At 66.4% G+C, this 16,055-nt stretch carries 16 protein-coding genes; 11 read left to right on the forward strand and 5 right to left on the reverse strand.

What is annotated here, in order from left to right; translation table 11 throughout:
• The first annotated feature begins 2 nt into the window (after window positions 1–2).
• Both ACRCUN_RS03215 and ACRCUN_RS03220 read left to right on the forward strand, forming a co-directional pair.
• Complete coding sequence (locus ACRCUN_RS03215; RefSeq protein ID WP_462140223.1) at window positions 3–1,145, forward strand: glycosyltransferase; 1,143 nt, start codon at window positions 3–5, stop codon at window positions 1,143–1,145.
• Entirely contained in the window at window positions 1,145–2,485 is a 1,341-nt protein-coding gene (locus tag ACRCUN_RS03220; protein WP_462140224.1) for an MATE family efflux transporter, read from the forward strand. Before ACRCUN_RS03215 ends, ACRCUN_RS03220 begins: the two co-directional genes overlap by 1 nt.
• Here ACRCUN_RS03220 and ACRCUN_RS03225 read toward each other — a convergent pair whose 3' ends face one another.
• Window positions 2,486–3,613, reverse strand: coding sequence for a 3-ketosteroid-9-alpha-monooxygenase, oxygenase component (locus ACRCUN_RS03225; RefSeq protein WP_462140225.1), 1,128 nt, complete (start codon window positions 3,611–3,613; stop codon window positions 2,486–2,488).
• A gap of 96 nt (window positions 3,614–3,709) precedes the next feature.
• Between ACRCUN_RS03225 and ACRCUN_RS03230 the strand changes: the two genes are divergently transcribed.
• The gene (locus ACRCUN_RS03230; RefSeq protein ID WP_462140226.1) at window positions 3,710–4,321 is read left to right on the forward strand and encodes a TetR/AcrR family transcriptional regulator; all 612 of its coding nucleotides are present in this window, start codon (window positions 3,710–3,712) and stop codon (window positions 4,319–4,321) included.
• Here the strand turns inward: ACRCUN_RS03230 and ACRCUN_RS03235 are convergent.
• The 3 genes from ACRCUN_RS03235 to ACRCUN_RS03245 form a co-directional block, all read right to left on the reverse strand.
• Complete coding sequence (locus ACRCUN_RS03235) at window positions 4,284–5,822, reverse strand: FAD-binding protein (RefSeq protein WP_462140227.1); 1,539 nt, start codon at window positions 5,820–5,822, stop codon at window positions 4,284–4,286. The two genes, ACRCUN_RS03230 and ACRCUN_RS03235, sit on opposite strands and share 38 nt — an antisense overlap.
• Window positions 5,819–7,483 carry a steroid-22-oyl-CoA synthetase gene (gene casI / locus ACRCUN_RS03240; protein ID WP_462140228.1) on the reverse strand — a complete coding sequence of 555 codons (1,665 nt, stop codon included), beginning with the start codon at window positions 7,481–7,483 and terminating at the stop codon, window positions 5,819–5,821. The genes ACRCUN_RS03235 and casI overlap by 4 nt, the downstream gene beginning before the upstream one ends.
• 65 nt (window positions 7,484–7,548) lie before the next feature.
• The gene (locus ACRCUN_RS03245) at window positions 7,549–7,806 is read right to left on the reverse strand and encodes a hypothetical protein (RefSeq protein WP_462140229.1); all 258 of its coding nucleotides are present in this window, start codon (window positions 7,804–7,806) and stop codon (window positions 7,549–7,551) included.
• 58 nt (window positions 7,807–7,864) lie between these two features.
• On the opposite strand from ACRCUN_RS03245, the gene ACRCUN_RS03250 reads away from it, so the two are divergent.
• The 5 genes from ACRCUN_RS03250 (at window position 7,865) to ACRCUN_RS03270 (ending at window position 11,401) form a co-directional block, all read left to right on the forward strand.
• Window positions 7,865–9,493 (forward strand): acyl-CoA carboxylase subunit beta, encoded by a 1,629-nt coding sequence (locus tag ACRCUN_RS03250; RefSeq protein ID WP_085147060.1) that lies wholly within the window; start codon window positions 7,865–7,867, stop codon window positions 9,491–9,493.
• Window positions 9,490–9,780: an acyl-CoA carboxylase subunit epsilon gene (locus ACRCUN_RS03255; RefSeq protein WP_462140230.1), complete on the forward strand. Its 291-nt coding sequence runs from the start codon at window positions 9,490–9,492 to the stop codon at window positions 9,778–9,780. The genes ACRCUN_RS03250 and ACRCUN_RS03255 overlap by 4 nt, the downstream gene beginning before the upstream one ends.
• 8 nt (window positions 9,781–9,788) lie before the next feature.
• On the forward strand, window positions 9,789–10,424 hold the full coding sequence (locus tag ACRCUN_RS03260; RefSeq protein ID WP_462140231.1) for a Maf family protein: 636 nt from the start codon (window positions 9,789–9,791) through the stop codon (window positions 10,422–10,424).
• Between the two features lie 163 nt (window positions 10,425–10,587).
• Window positions 10,588–11,067 (forward strand): hypothetical protein, encoded by a 480-nt coding sequence (locus ACRCUN_RS03265; RefSeq protein ID WP_462140232.1) that lies wholly within the window; start codon window positions 10,588–10,590, stop codon window positions 11,065–11,067.
• Between the two features lie 124 nt (window positions 11,068–11,191).
• Window positions 11,192–11,401, forward strand: coding sequence for a hypothetical protein (locus ACRCUN_RS03270; RefSeq protein ID WP_462140569.1), 210 nt, complete (start codon window positions 11,192–11,194; stop codon window positions 11,399–11,401).
• A gap of 1 nt (window position 11,402) precedes the next feature.
• On the opposite strand, the gene ACRCUN_RS03275 is transcribed toward ACRCUN_RS03270, so the two are convergent.
• Window positions 11,403–12,143, reverse strand: coding sequence for a DUF6199 family natural product biosynthesis protein (locus ACRCUN_RS03275; RefSeq protein ID WP_462140233.1), 741 nt, complete (start codon window positions 12,141–12,143; stop codon window positions 11,403–11,405).
• 70 nt (window positions 12,144–12,213) lie between these two features.
• Between ACRCUN_RS03275 and ACRCUN_RS03280 the strand changes: the two genes are divergently transcribed.
• The 3 genes from ACRCUN_RS03280 (at window position 12,214) to ACRCUN_RS03290 (ending at window position 15,583) form a co-directional block, all read left to right on the forward strand.
• Entirely contained in the window at window positions 12,214–13,101 is an 888-nt protein-coding gene (locus tag ACRCUN_RS03280) for a sulfurtransferase (RefSeq protein WP_462140234.1), read from the forward strand.
• Window positions 13,098–13,514 carry a SufE family protein gene (locus ACRCUN_RS03285; protein ID WP_462140235.1) on the forward strand — a complete coding sequence of 139 codons (417 nt, stop codon included), beginning with the start codon at window positions 13,098–13,100 and terminating at the stop codon, window positions 13,512–13,514. The genes ACRCUN_RS03280 and ACRCUN_RS03285 overlap by 4 nt, the downstream gene beginning before the upstream one ends.
• Before the next feature lie 269 nt (window positions 13,515–13,783).
• Window positions 13,784–15,583 (forward strand): acetyl/propionyl/methylcrotonyl-CoA carboxylase subunit alpha, encoded by a 1,800-nt coding sequence (locus ACRCUN_RS03290; RefSeq protein WP_462140236.1) that lies wholly within the window; start codon window positions 13,784–13,786, stop codon window positions 15,581–15,583.
• Window positions 15,584–16,055: the final 472 nt, after the last annotated feature.

Genomic DNA, 16,055 nt, shown 5'->3' on the forward strand with positions numbered 1-16,055 from the left:
TGGTGAGGATCCTGCATATTGTCGCTCTGGTAACTCCCGACGGAGCGTATGGCGGCCCGGTCCGGGTCGCCATGAACCAGACTGCGGCCCTCCATCAACGCGGCCACACCGTCAAGGTGGCCGCGGCCGCCTCTGGCTTTCCGCACCGGCCGACGCAGCTGGGCTCGGTGCCCGCGGAACTCTTCGCTTCGATGGGCTCGGTGCCGGGTCTGGGCTTTGCCTCGACATGGGCGCCGAGAATGCGTTCGTGGATCAACGCCAACGCCTCGCAGTTCGACATAGCCCACGTCCACCTCGGCCGTGACCTCGTGACGCTGCCCGCCGCGCTTCAACTGCGGCGTCTACGGATTCCCTACGTTTGTCAGACGCACGGCATGATCCGGGCACGAAGTCACCGCCTGGCGCCCGTCATCGATCGCGTGTGGACGAACAAACTGCTCAGGGACGCCGCCGAAATCCTCTGCCTGGACGAACGCGAGCATGCCGATCTCATCGAGATCGTCGGCCCGGACTGCAACTATGAGCTGCTGCCCAACGGCGTCCCGCCGGCATCCGATTACGCCGCGGCTCGCAATGGCCGGACGAGTGACATCCCAGAGGTGCTGTTCCTGTCGCGCCTGCACAAGCGCAAGCATCCCGAGGTGTTCGCCGAAGCTGCCCTGGACATGTTGCGCAGCGGCATGAAGGCACGTTTCGCCGTCGTGGGCATCAACCAGGGCGCCGAAGCGGCCGTCGACCGCGTCATCGACGCCGCACGTGAAGAAGGCTTCGGCGAGAACCTGTTGGTCCGAGAACCGGGGTTGCCGCCTGAGGATGTCAACGAACGCCTGAGCCGCGCGTCGGTCTATGTTCTTCCCGCCGAACGGGAGCCGTTCGGCCTCACGGTCGCAGAGGCCCTTTCGGTCGGGACACCCGTAGTGATTCGCGACGACGGCGGCCTGGCGGACTTCGTTCGACGCCACAATTGCGGACTGTGCGTGAGCGGCACGGCCGAGTCGATCCACGAGGCCGTCAGCTACCTGTTGGCCAACCCGGCCGAAGCCGAGGAGATGGGTCAGCGCGGAGCCGCGGCCGTAAAAGCCGAGTTGAGCAGTGACAGCGTGGCCGCCCGACTGGAGTCGATATACCAGGGCCTGGACGTGTGATGACCCGCCCAGCCGGCGGCTCAGCGGCGCTGTTGACCACACTCGATCAGCTCCTGTCGAGTACCAGCAACGCACTGCTGCTGTTCGTTCTGGCTCAGGTGGCCACCGTGTCCGAATTCGGTGTCGTCTCATTGCAGATCGCGATCGTGATGGCATGGATCGGGTTCAACCGAGGCGCGGTAGGTACGCCGATTCTGCTGGTCAGCAATCTGTCGAAGCGGGAGATTCTGGCCGAAGGCGGCTACGCGACCGCGTTTTCGGTCGTCTCCGGTACGGGTGCCATCGTGGCGATCCTCGCCGTCGGGCTCGCGGCGCGCGACGTCGCGATGGCGGTGGCGCTTGCAGTCGTCATCCCGGTCGTCCTCGCTCAGGACGTCGCCCGATATCCGGCGATCGCAGGCGGACGCCCACTCGTCGCCGTTGTTGCCGACGCCGGATGGGCATTCGGCATGGCCGTGCTGTTCGCCGCCAACATCGCCGGCGCCGGCATATCCGTCGTGACCGCCATTCTGCTCTGGGGTGTGCTCGGCCTGTTGTCGGCCACCGTGTTGGTGGCCGGCACGCCGATCAGACCCCATCTCGACCGAATCGGCTCGTGGTGGAAGATGTACTCGCCGGCCCGGATTCGGTTCGGCGCCACGTACGCGACGGTCGCGCTGTCGACGGCCGCCACGGCTGGGCTGGTGACGGTGATCGCGGGTGCGGACGTCGCAGGCGGATTGCGCGGGGCCAGCAGCCTGTTCGGCCCCATCATGATGCTCATCATGGCCGTGCCCATGGTGTTCGTCCCGCACGTACGCCGAACCGAAGCTTCGCCTCGAGCGCAATGGTGGCTTCTGATCAAGACATCGTCGATCACCTCGACGCTGGCCGTCGCGGCCACCGCGCTCGTCCTGGTGGTGCCCGCTCACATGGGTGTGTGGATACTCGGACAGACCTGGGCATCGGCTGTCACCGCCGTGCCGTTCATCGGCCTGGAGTGCGCGGCCAACTGCTGGATCGTCGGGCTCTACTCGTGGCTGCAGGCACAAGGCATGGGAAGCAAGCTGTTTCAGCTACGCGCCCTGCATGTGTCCCTGCAGCTGGGCGCGGCCGCGGTGGCCGCGTTGACCGCCGGATCACTCGTCGCCGTTGCCGCCGCCCTGGCGGTGTCGTGCTGGGCGATGGCCCTCATCGGCCTGGTCGTCGTCGGCCGCGCGAGCCGACAGGCGCCCCGCATCCGGCCGAAACCCGACGGGCCGTCTCAAACGTCCGCTCCGCGCGATCCCGCTTGGCCGTGGCCGGCCATCGACGTCCTCGACGACGAGTTGGTCCGCACGGGAAACCACCGCAATCCCTGACTAGCTCACGGGCGTGCGCCGCGCGAGGTTTTCCTGCACTTCCTGTTGCCAGAGTTCGAACGCGTGTGTGGTGTCGACCTCCAGCTCGAACCGGTCGGTCATGTCGGGTGTGACATCGGCGAGGTCGACGTAGAACTGCTCGTACCATCGCCGATGCTGATACACCGCGCCGTCTTCCTCGGTGAGCAGCGGATTGTCGATTCGGGTCTTGTGTTTCCAGATCTCGACGTCTTCGAGGAAGCCGTCACCGAACGAACGGCCCATCGCGGCAGCGAGTTTCGCGGCCTTATCGGCCGGCAGCCCAGGCATCTCCTGCACGGCCACGCCCCACTGCAACACGAACGAGTTGTGCGTGACCGGGTAGTGGCAGTTGATCAGCGCGACTTCGACGGTGAACCCGGGGCCCAGGTCGTTGTGCAGCCAGTTGATCATGTAGGCCGGGCCGAAATACGTTGCCTCGGAACGCAGATACGTACCCTCCCAGAGCTTGTCGGGATTGGCGGTGTAGTCGGGCCGCGGTTTGGACTCCATGTACTGGCTCGCGGTGTGACCTTCGATGACGTTCTTGAAATACGTCGGGTAAGCGTGGTGGATGTAGAAGAAGTGGGCCATGTCGACGTTGTTGTCGACGATCTCACGGCAGTGCGAACCTTCGATGTGAATCGAATTCCATTGCCACGGCGACCATATTCCGTCCTCGTAGCCCTCGATTGTCGGCGGTATGAGCTCGGGTGGCGGCGCGGAACCCTCGGGGTCGTGCCACACCAGCAGCTGGCCGTTGACTTCGTGCGTGGGCCATTTCCGGGTGCGGGCCAGGCGCGGGGTGCGCTTGGCGTAGGGCACGAGTTTGCATTTCCCGTCGCTGCCCCAGCGCCAGTCGTGGAACGGGCAGGCCAGGTTGTCGTCCTTGATGGCCCCGCGCGACAGGTCGCCACCCATGTGTCGGCAGTACGCGTCGAGAACGTGCAGCGCTCCGGCCGAGTCCGCATACACCACGAGTTTGGTCCCGAACGCTTCGATGCCGTGGGGCTGCCCGTCACGGAAATCGTCGGCCAGGCCCAGGCAATGCCAACCGCGGGCGAATCGCGTCATCGCCGTGCCCGCGTCGATCTCCCGGATATCGCTCATCGGCATTTCCTTTCCTCGAGCGCGCCCCGGCGGCACCCCACTATTTAAGCGCAGATGCTTAAAATTTGGAAGACCCGGCTCGTATCATTGCTGTCCGTGACCCGCGGATCCCGAGCGAAAGCCGAGCTGCTGGATGCGGCCGAGCGACTCATCGCCGAGCACGGGTATGACGTGCCCTTACGTGAAATCGCCCTGGCCGCAGGGCAACGCAACAATTCCGCGGTCAACTACCACTTCCGAAACCGTCAGGAGCTCGTCGACGCCGTCGTCACCCGCCGGCTGCTACCGATGGAGATCGAACGGGAACAGATGCTGCGCGAGCTCGGCGACAGCCAGCGCGCCGATGTTCACGCGTTGCTCCGAGTTCTGGTCCTGCCGCTCGTGAATGTCGACGCAACGCATTACGCACGCTTTCTCGACGTCGTGCGGCCGCGGTTGCCTGCCGAACCTCAGCGGGCAGGCGAGTCGGCGTGGCCGCGCGTGCTCGACGCGCTCGCGCATGCCGTGCCCACCCCCGACCGTCGACTTCAGCATCGCCGGGTCAGCGCGGTCGCGACCGCGATGTTCGCACTCATCGCCGAGCGCGAGCGCCAGTCTCAGGATGCCGACCGCACCCCCGAGGATCCCGAGGAGATCGTGGGGATGCTGGCGGCCATGCTGACCGCGCCTCTTATCGCGCCAGCATGTCGTTCACCGCGAGGTGGCTGAACAACATGCTGGTGCCGATCGGGTTTCCGCCACCCGGATAAGCGGTTCCGCTCGGCGCGGCCATGGTGTTGCCCGCCGCGTACAGACCTTCGATCACCGCACCGGATGCGTCGAGTACCCGGGCGGCGGTGTCGGTGCGCAATCCGCCTTTGGTGCCGAGATCTGAGATGCCGAACGCGGCGGCATGGAACGGTGCCTTCTCGATGGCGACGAGCGGTGACGCCCCGCCCGAGAACGCCCGATCGTATGCCTCGTCGCCGCGGCCGAAATCCGCGTCGACACCGGTGGCGGCGAACTCGTTGAACCTCGCCACGGTGGCGTTCAGATTGTCGGCCGGAACACCGATCGCGGCCGCCAGCTCCTCCAAGGTGTCGGCGGTGCGCCACAGGCCGGCATCGACATAACGCTGCGGTTCCACCATGGACACGTTGGTGGCTTTCACGGGTGGCACCAGGCCGTCGCGATCGTCGTAGATCATCCAGTACGGCAACGTCATCGATCCGTCGGCGAGCCGCGGCAGGATCGCCCGGCCGATCCGGTCGTAGGCAGCCGACTCGTTGACGAACCGGTGACCGTCCTGGTCGACGAATATGCCCGCGGTGAACCACAGCGCGAACGCCGAACGCCCGTCCGGGTGGGTGAGCCCCGGCGACCACCAGGCTTGGTCCATGAGATCGACGTCCGCGCCGACGGCGATCGCGGCCTCGTGCGCCCGGCCGAGGTTTCCCCACGGCCCCATCGTGTCCGCGACGTCACCGGGCACGCCGTAGCGTTGCCGCATGGCCGCGTTGCCCTCGAACCCACCCGTCGCCAGCAGCACGCCACGGCGCGCCTGGATCGCTTTGCGGCGCCCATTCGACTCGACGACAGCACCGGTGACGCGCGTGCCGTCGCGCACGAGTTCGACCACCGCCGTGTCGAGTTGCAGCGACGTATTGGGGTACTGCTCAATGGCTTTGAGGAACCGGGCGATCAAGGCCCGCCCACCGACGAAGTAGTCGTCGGGCTGGTCGGCACCGAGTCGGTCGGCGTCCAACGGGCCGCGCACGACCTCACGCAGATGCGGCGCCTTGGCCACCGCCAGCGGCCGCGCGGCGATATGGCGCTGCCCGTCGGCACGGGCCTTGGGCGCCTTGCCGAAATAGTCCGGCCACGGCAGTGCGGAGAACTTCAGATTCGCGTCTGCCTCAAGGTATTCGATGAGCGGGGCGCCGCCCCGCACGTACGTCTCCTGCAGTTCGCGCGGCGTCCGGTCCCCCACCACGGCGTGGTAGTACTCGAGCGCGTCTTCGATGGTGTCGTCGGCGCCGGCCCGCACCAGCACCGGGTTGCAGGGGAACCACACCCCGCCGCCACCGGAATACGCTGTGGTGCCCCCGAATTTGTCGGTCGCCTCGACCAAAACGACGTCGAGCCCTTCGCGCGCCGCGGTGTAGGCACCGGTGACACCACCGCCGCCCGATCCGGCGACCAGCACGTCGCATCCTTCATCCCACTTCATTTGGCCCACGTCATCACGTAGCGCTGCCTCCCATGGCGTGCGAATTCCTCGTCCAACGAGCGCTTCTCATCGTCACCCATCACCCGATACGCCGGTGTCCCGCGTCCCGCCCATCGGTACACGACGTCATGGGTATGCCAACGCTGTTGTTGCAGCTCGCGTTTGAGCACCTTGTTGGAGCCGGTGACCGGCAGATCGCGAGACACCCGCAGGAACCGCGGCACACCTTTGGACCCGAGGTCGTCTTGGCGGGCCAGATAGGCGGCGAACTCCGCGGCGTCGAACGCGTCGGGGTCGGCCACCTCGATCGCCGCCATCACCTGGTCCCCCGACCGGGGATCCGGGACGGCATACACACCGGCCGCGACCACCGCGCGATGGCGGCGCAGCACGCGCTCGACCGTCAACGCCGACGTGTTCTCGCCGTCCACCCTGATCCAATCACCGCGCCGGCCGGCGAAGTAGATGAACCCCTCGGCGTCGAGGTAGCCCAGATCACCGGTCCAATACCAGCCGTGGCGGATCCGTTCGGCGTTGGCCTCGTCGTTGTTGTAGTACCCCTCGAAGGTTCTGGTGCCGAACTTGTCGACGATCTCCCCGACCGCGTCGTCAGGGTTGAGCACGCGGCCGTGCTCGTCGAAAACAGCTGGGGCACAGTCAAGCAACGTATCGGGATCCACGATCGCGACGCCGGCATGGGCCGGGCGCCCCAACGCCCCCGCCGGTGCGTCGGGCGCAATGGCAACCGCGCCACCGCCCTCGCTCGAGCCGTACCCCTCGAACAGCTCGGCACCGAACCGGCGGCGGAACTCGGCCTGATCTTCGGGGGACGCCTCGGTGCCGAATCCGCGCTCGAGCGGGTTGTCCGTATCGTCGGGCTGCTCCGGGGTGGCCATCAGGTAACCCAGCGCCTTGCCGACGTACGTGAAGAACGTCGCGCCGAAGTACCGCACGTCGGACAGGAACCCCGAAGCCGAGAACGACGGGGTCAGGCATATCGTCGCGCCGACCGACAGGGCCGGTGCCCACAGCGCCATGATCGCGTTGCCGTGGAACAGCGGCATGCAGCAGTACTCGACATCCTGCCTGCGGTGACCGAACTTGTCGGTGGCGGTGTGTGCGATGCGGGCCAGCCTGCCTTGACTGCACTTGACTGCCTTGGACGCCCCCGTCGTCCCGGACGTGAACAGCAGCAGCATCAGGGTGTCGGTGCCAACGCCGGACGCGATCGCGGGCGTCACCCGGTGTGCATCGATCAGGGCCGCATACTCGGGCGAGCCGACCACAAGGAACCGGTCCGGCGCGAGCCCGAGATCGAGGTCTCGTAGCCGGGCAGCGCCTGCGGCGTCGGTGACGATCAATTGGCAATCGGCATGGCGGATTTCGGTCGCCAGCTCGGCCGCGCCCCGGGTCGGGTTGATACCGACCACGGTCGCACCGACGAGTGCGGCGCCGCCCAGCCAGAACACGAAATCCGGGACGTTCTCCAACAGCACACCGATGTGGAACGGGCCGTCGCGACGCAACGTTTGAGCCAGCGCCCCGCGGGCCGCCGACTCGTGCACCACCGCGTCCCATGTCCAGTCCCGGCCGCGGGTGCGCAGGCCCAGCCGCTCGTCGCCGGCCCGGTCGAGCAGCATGCCCGCGATCGAATCGATCATCACCCAGCACCAAACCATCCTCGGCGATCGGCCACAACATCCCGAGAGCGACGAGATGGTCGATTTCATCGAACTGGCTCGACCATTTCGTTGATCTCGAGCACCATCACCAGGCCGCCCGCCGGGCCACAGCGAACGGTCGGTCCCGACGCCCAACGCGCGCCGGCACCGCATACGGCCATGGCGGCGGCCGCCCCTGGCACCCGCTGTGCGCCCGCTCGCGATTCGATGAGCTCGTCGAACACCGCGGCGATCCTCGGCGCGAGGTTGGCCTCGAAGGCCAGCTCGGAGATGCGTACCAGCGGTTTCGATGAAGTCACCACGCCGGTGACACGCACCTCTCTTAGACCTGTCTTATGTATGCGGATACCATCGTCACCCATGACGAGCGTTACCGAGCCGTCCGCCGAGCATCAGGTGGACATCCACACCACTGCAGGCAAACTGGCCGATCTCAAGAGGCGGGCCGAGGAGACGCTGCATCCCGTCGGCGAAGCCGCCGTGGAGAAGGTCCACGCGAAAGGCAAGCTGACGGCCCGCGAGCGTATCTACGCGCTGCTCGACGAGGGTTCGTTCGTCGAGCTCGATGCGCTCGCCCGCCACCGCAGCAAGAACTTCGGCCTTGAGGCCAACCGTCCGCTTGGTGACGGCGTGGTGACCGGCTACGGCACCATCGACGGACGCGACGTGTGCATCTTCAGCCAGGACGCCTCGGTGTTCGGCGGCAGCCTCGGCGAGGTCTACGGCGAGAAGATCGTCAAGGTGCAGGAGCTGGCCATCAAGACCGGCCGTCCGCTGATCGGCATCAACGACGGCGCGGGCGCCCGCATCCAGGAGGGTGTGGTCTCGCTGGGCCTCTACAGCCAGATCTTCCGCAACAACATCCTGGCCTCGGGCGTCATCCCGCAGATCTCGCTGATCATGGGTGCCGCGGCCGGTGGCCACGTCTACTCCCCCGCGCTGACCGACTTCATCGTCATGGTCGATCAGACGAGCCAGATGTTCATCACCGGGCCCGACGTCATCAAGACCGTCACCGGCGAAGACGTCACCATGGAGGAGCTGGGTGGCGCCCACACCCACGAGTCGAAGTCGGGCACCGCGCACTACGTCGCCTCCGGTGAGCAGGACGCCTTCGACTACGTCCGCGACCTGCTGAGCTACCTGCCTCCCAACAACTACGCCGAGCCGCCGCACTACCCGGTCCCGCCGGCCGAGGGCGCGATCGAGGACAACCTCACCGAGGAGGACCTCGAGCTCGACACGCTGATCCCGGACTCGCCGAACCAGCCGTACGACATGCACGAGGTCATCTCGCGCATCCTCGACGACGACGAGTTCCTGGAGATCCAGGCCGGCTACGCGCAGAACATCATCATCGGGTTCGGCCGCATCGAGGGTCGTCCGGTCGGCATCGTGGCCAACCAGCCGACCCAGTTCGCCGGCTGCCTGGACATCAACGCCTCGGAGAAGGCCGCGCGGTTCGTCCGCACGTGCGACTGCTTCAACATCCCGATCGTGATGCTGGTCGACGTGCCGGGCTTCCTGCCGGGCACCGACCAGGAGTACAACGGCATCATCCGCCGCGGCGCCAAGCTGCTCTACGCCTACGGAGAAGCCACGGTCGCCAAGATCACCGTCATCACCCGCAAGGCCTACGGCGGCGCGTACTGCGTGATGGGATCCAAGGACATGGGCTGCGACGTCAACGTCGCGTGGCCGACGGCGCAGATCGCGGTCATGGGCGCCTCGGGCGCGGTCGGCTTCGTGTACCGCTCTGAGCTCAAAGAAGCGGCGAAGGACGGCCGTGATGTTGATGCCCTCCGGTTGGAGCTTCAGCAGACCTACGAGGACACACTGGTCAACCCCTACATCGCGGCCGAGCGCGGCTACGTCGACGCGGTCATCCCGCCGTCGCACACACGTGGCTACGTCGCGACCGCCCTGCGGCTGCTGGAGCGCAAGATCGTGCAGACGCCGCCGAAGAAGCACGGGAACATTCCACTGTGAGCGGCGCGAACGATTCAGCCACTGTGAGCGATCAGGTACAGGCCGACGTGCCCGCAACGGACGAGGTCAAGGAAGACCACGAGGCCCACATCAAGGTGCTCCGGGGTGAGCCGAGCGTCGAGGAGATGGCAGCGCTGATGGCTGTCCTCGGCGCCGCAGGCGGCGGTGCCGCCGAGGCGGGCACCCGCGAGCGCAACCTGTGGGGCCACCCGGTCGACAAGCTGCGCTATGCGTTGTTCAGCTGGCAGCGGGTGACGCTTCTGGAGCGCACCCACATGCGGCGCTAGAAAAGGCCATGACCAGGGTCGTCCTGGGTTCGGCTTCGACGGGCCGGCTTGGCGTGCTACGCCAAGCCGGCATCGATCCTCTCGTCATCGTGTCCGACGTCGACGAGGACGCAATCATCGCGGCACGCCGCGGTGCGCCGCCGGCCGACGTCGTCACGGCATTGGCGACAGCAAAAGCTGACGAAGTCGTGGCACGGGTGCCCGATTCGATCGCCGCCGACGCAGTGGTGGTCGGCTGCGATTCGATGCTGCTGCTCGACGGCCAGCTGTGCGGCAAGCCCGGCTCGGCCGACGCCGCCCGGCGTCAGTGGCAGACGATGGCCGGGAGTTCGGGCGACCTCTACACCGGTCACTGCGCGATCCGCCTGCGCGACGGCGGCATCGTCGGCCACGCTGCCGAGTCAGCAAGCACCACAGTCCATTTCGGCACGCCGGCACCCGGCGATCTGGCCGCCTATGTGGAATCCGGCGAACCCCTGTGGGTGGCGGGCGCCTTCACGCTCGACGGCCTCGGCGGATGGTTTGTCGACGGTATCGAAGGCGACCCGTCGAACGTGATCGGGCTGAGCCTGCCGTTGCTGCGAAGACTGCTGCGAGACCTCGGGCTGTCGGTCGCCGACCTGTGGGCAGCGAATCGCATCTGACTTCGCTGATTTCCTAACCTGTTGAAAATCAGCAAATCTCACGACCATCGCGCCGGGCTCCGCAAAAATTCAGCCGACACCCTGGCAGCACATCGACTCGCGAAACCCTCTACTATCCAAGCGAATACGGCGTTCACGCCGTTCTTCGATTCGAGGGGGATCAATGAGATTGCTTGTCCGCACCCTGTGCGCCATCGCCGGCTCTGTCATGCTGATGGCCTTCTTGGGCACGGGTACGGGGGCGGCCAAGGATCCCCTGGTCGGCATGACGTACGCCGATGCCGCCGCGAAGATCGGCGAGTGGAAAGCGGAGCCGGTGATCTCCACGGTGATCGGCGGCATCCTCGCGACCGACGATTGCATCGTGACCAATTGGCAGCGGGCAGGTTTCCTCGACTCCAGCGGCCGCAAGCGCGGTGGCACCATCCTGGTGAACCTCAACTGCAACGACAAAGTGGCGTCGGCCGGTAAGCCCGGCAATTCCGTGGCGACCGCAGAAGGCAAGGCCGTCAAGGCAGTTCGCGACCGCGCGAAGTTCTTCAACGACAATCCGGACTGGTGCGAGAAGGACGACAGGAACATGTCGATCTGCGCCACGTTCTGCTCACGCAATGAAGGTCTGTGCACGGTCGACTACAGCTAGTCGCGCTCAAACACATGTGGCAGTGACCAAATTGCAACAATGTTGAGCGACGGCGCGCCGGTGCCAAAGTTCCGGTTTGCCGCCGGTGCGGGCCGACACTGGGCCAATGCCGGTCGAAGAAACCATGTGGGATGTACGCGTGGAACGCGACATCGAAAGCTATGACCTGGAGCGGCTGCGCGCCGCCTTCGCCGATGTCATCGCCAAGCGGCTCGCACCGGGCAAGCGCCTGCTGCGCGTGGTCACCTGGTGCCAGGACGGCGGTTCACTGTTTCGCACCAAATCCGGCCCGCGCCGCTACGCCGTCGCTTACGAGGTGGCGTTCACCGCGTAACTCACCGACGCGGGGGCGCATCGAGTTTCGGCACCGGATTGCCGGGCTTGGCGGGCATCAGGACCGTTCCATGCGCGTCGACGATCGGTGAGTCGGTGACGAGCGCGGCGCCCGGGTCGGCGAAGACCGATTCCGATTCGATCTCGCTCAACTGCGAGAGATCACCGGTGGTGCACTTGTCGGAAGCGGTGCTGTCAGCCTGGGGCACATCCGGTTCCCAACTCAGCTTGGCTTGTACGGGTACCGGGTTGATTCCCTTGGGTACCGACCTGGGGACGTGCGTGATGCACTGGTAGCGGCCCTTGGGACCGTTCACGAAACCCTTGAAGCCCGCGGGAAAGGCGTTAGGGGGCTTCAGGTAGTAGACGTCGTATTGATTGGAGAGCGAGCCCCGCGGCGGCTTCTCCACGTAACCGATGATCGGTAGGGGGCCGCGGTCCTCGGGTTCCGGTGGGTCGTAGGCGGCGACGGCCCGCTCCCACTCTTCTTTCTTCTGCTGTTCGGCTTCTGCCGTCTTCCGATCACTCTCGGTCGACCAGGCCAGTACCGCGAAGATGATCGCGGCGGCGATCACGCCGACGCCGCCGAGAGCCTGCATGGCATAGCCGGCCTCGCTGGGTTCGTTGGCCTCGGGATTCTTGTACTTCCACGATTCGAGGGCCCACCAGATCTTGCGCGGCCGCAGCAGCAGGTACAGGCCGATCGGTATGCCGATGACCAGACAGAGGATCGCGAGTCCCATCAACGGATCGTAAGGGCACTCAGCAACCTGCCGAATCAGCAATTTCCCAGCTGGCGGTACGCTCATGGTTGTGCCGCTGCCTGCAGACCCCAGCCCCACTCTCACCGACTACGCCCACCCGGAACGCCTGGTCACCGCCGACTGGTTGGCCAGCAATCTGGGCAGGCCCGGACTGGCGATCGTCGAGTCCGACGAAGACGTCCTGCTCTACGACACCGGTCACATCCCCGGCGCGGTGAAGATCGACTGGCACACCGACCTCAACGATCCCCACGTGCGGGATTACATCAACGGTGAGCAGTTCGCCGAGCTGATGGACCGTAAAGGCATCGGCCGCGACGACACCGTCGTCATCTACGGCGACAAGAGCAACTGGTGGGCCGCGTATGCGCTGTGGGTGTTCACCCTGTTCGGCCACCCCGACGTGCGGTTGCTCGACGGCGGGCGCGACCTGTGGGTCTCCCATGGCCGCGACACCACCCTGGACGTGCCCACCAAGCAGACCAGTGGTTATCCGGTCGTCGAGCGTGACGACGCACCGATCCGCGCGTTCAAGGACGACGTGCTGGAGATTCTCGGCAAGCAGCCGCTGATCGATGTCCGGTCGCCGCAGGAATACACGGGCGAACGTACGCACATGCCGGACTACCCGGAAGAAGGCGCACTGCGCGGCGGCCACATCCCCACCGCCAAGTCGATCCCGTGGGCGAAGGCGGCCAAAGACAGCGGCCAGTTCCGCAGCCGCGCCGAGCTCGAGGACCTCTACGGCTTCCTCAAGCCCGATGACAAAACCGTGGTGTACTGCCGCATCGGCGAGCGTTCGAGCCACACGTGGTTCGTCCTCACCCATCTGCTGGGTCTACCGGGCGTCCGCAATTACGACGGCTCCTGGACCGAGTGGGGCAACGCCGTGCGCGTGCCCGTCGCGGTCGGGCCCGATCCTGGTTCGGCGCCATGAGCATGCCGGCCGCCCTGGCGGAGGTGGTTTCGGACTTCCAGGAAGTGGCCGGCCAGGACAAGCTGCAATTGCTGCTGGAGTTCGCCAACGACCTGCCGCCGTTGCCCGCCCATCTCGAAGAGGCGGCGATGGAACCGGTGCCCGAATGTCAGTCGCCGTTGTTCCTCGACGTCGACGCATCCGACCGCGACGAGGTCCGGCTGTACTTCAGCGCGCCCGCAGAAGCCCCGACCACCCGGGGTTTCGCGGCGATTCTCGCGACGGGGCTCGACGGCCAGTCCGCCGACGACATCCTTGCGGTGCCCGACGACTTCTATACCGACCTTGGCCTCGCCGCGCTCATCAGCCCGCTGCGGCTGCGGGGGATGTCAGCCATGCTCGCGCGAATCAAGCGGCGCCTGCGGGCGGGCTGAAACACGCCGGGTGGGCAACACACCGAAGGTCAGTGATGAAGATCGCGCCACCCATGGGCGCAACAGTAATGACGTCGGGCGAGCGGCGGTTCCCCGGTTTCCGCAGGCCAGCGCCGTGCATGCGACCGAAAACGCACGCGGTCAACAACTTCCGGCGTACCTTACCCGCGAGTAACCGACACCGGTTGGGTGAGGCTCCAGGTGCGCCGCATAAACTGCCCGCGATAGATTCTTAAAGACGTTTCTTAGAGAACTGCCGAGGAGGCACCGTGGCCAACCACGCCAGCTCAAAGATCTCCAAGGTGCTGGTCGCCAATCGCGGGGAGATCGCGGTCCGGGTGATCCGCGCCGCCAAGGACGCCGGACTGGCCAGCGTGGCCGTGTACGCCGAACCCGACGCTGACGCACCGCACGTGCGGCTCGCCGACGAAGCCTTCGCGCTGGGCGGCCAGACTTCGGCCGAGTCCTACCTGGTCTTCGAGAAGATCCTGGACGCCGCCGAGAAGTCGGGCGCCAACGCCATCCACCCGGGCTACGGCTTCCTGTCGGAGAACGCCGATTTCGCACAGGCCGTGCTCGACGCCGGGCTGATCTGGATCGGCCCGAGCCCGCAGTCCATCCGCGACCTGGGTGACAAGGTCACCGCACGCCACATCGCGGCGCGTGCCAAGGCCCCGCTGGTGCCCGGTACCCCGGACCCGGTGAAGGACGCCGACGAGGTGGTGGCGTTCGCCAAGGAGTACGGCGTGCCGGTCGCGATCAAGGCCGCGTTCGGCGGCGGCGGGCGCGGCATGAAGGTGGCCCGCACCCTCGAGGAGATCCCCGAGCTCTACGAGTCGGCGGTCCGCGAGGCCGTCGCCGCGTTCGGCCGCGGCGAGTGCTTCGTCGAGCGCTACCTCGACAAGCCACGCCACGTCGAGGCCCAGGTGATCGCCGACACCCACGGCAACGTCGTCGTCGCGGGCACCCGCGACTGCTCGCTGCAGCGGCGCTTCCAGAAGCTGGTCGAGGAGGCCCCGGCCCCATTCCTCACCGACGCGCAGCGCAAGGAGATCCACGAGTCCGCCAAGCGCATCTGCAAGGAAGCCGGCTACTACGGTGCGGGCACCGTCGAGTACCTGGTGGGCCAGGACGGCCTGATCTCGTTCCTGGAGGTCAACACCCGTCTGCAGGTCGAGCACCCGGTCACCGAGGAGACCTCCGGCATCGACTTGGTTCGTCAGCAGTTCAAGATCGCCAACGGCGAGGCGCTGGACATCACCGAGGACCCGACGCCGCGCGGCCACTCGTTCGAGTTCCGCATCAACGGTGAGGACGCCGGCCGCGGCTTCCTGCCCGCCCCCGGCCCGGTGACCAAGTACGAGACCCCGACCGGCCCGGGCGTTCGCCTGGATTCCGGTGTCGAGGCCGGCTCGGTCATCGGCGGCCAGTTCGACTCGATGCTGGCCAAGCTGATCGTCACCGGCGCGACCCGCGAAGAGGCGCTCGACCGCTCGCGGCGCGCGCTGGCGGAGTTCAACGTCGAGGGCCTGGCGACCGTCATCCCGTTCCACCGCGCCGTGGTCTCCGACCCGGCCTTCATCGGTGACGACGACGGCTTCAGTGTTCATACCCGGTGGATCGAGACCGAGTGGAACAACACCGTCGAGCCCTTCACCGGTGGCGACCCGATCGAAGAAGAGGACACCGTTCCGCGCCAGACCGTCGTGGTCGAGGTCGGCGGCCGCAGGCTCGAGGTATCGCTGCCGGGCGACCTCGCACTCGGAGGCGGCGGCGGTGCCGCGGCTCCCGGTGTCATTCGCAAGAAGCCGAAGCCCCGCAAGCGCGGTGGTGCTGGCGGTTCGGCCGCATCGGGTGACTCGGTGACGGCGCCGATGCAGGGCACCGTGGTCAAGGTTGCCGTCGAGGAGGGCCAGCAGGTCTCCGCAGGCGACTTGGTCGTGGTGCTGGAGGCCATGAAGATGGAGAACCCGGTGACCGCGCACAAGGACGGCACGATCACCGGCCTGGCCGTCGAGGCGGGTGCCGCCATCACGCAGGGCACCGTGATCGCCGAGATCAAGGACTGACAACAGCTAAACGCTCGAGGCTGTAGTTATCGCGAACCCGCGGTGACTACAGCCTCGCTGCTTTGTGTGGGCAGGCGCCGAATTCCGGCACCACGGTCGTTGCGCGACGCGATTCGCAGCCCTGGAGTCAAAATCCGGCGCCCCGGCACGTCCGGGTTTGCGTTGCTCGAAATTCCGTCGTCGACATCGCGCGGACCGAGGCGTTGTGACAACCGCATAGTCAGCCGGGGCCGGTACTTTATTGCGTCGCGCACGCTGCGGAAGATATGGCAATGAAACGCTTTGTCCCACTGCCCCTATCTACCTTCACCAGTGCATCGTTCGTCATCGATCAGCGAACAGAGTGTGTTTCTCCGCCACCCGTTGGCCCCGGTCAGCCCGAAATGGTGGGGCGATCCACAAGCCCAGCAATCAGCCGGCTCACGCCATTTTGCTGAAGAATTACTCGTTGCGCGCGAATCCCCAACTACTG

The sequence above is a fragment of the Mycobacterium venezuelense genome (genome assembly GCF_054919535.1).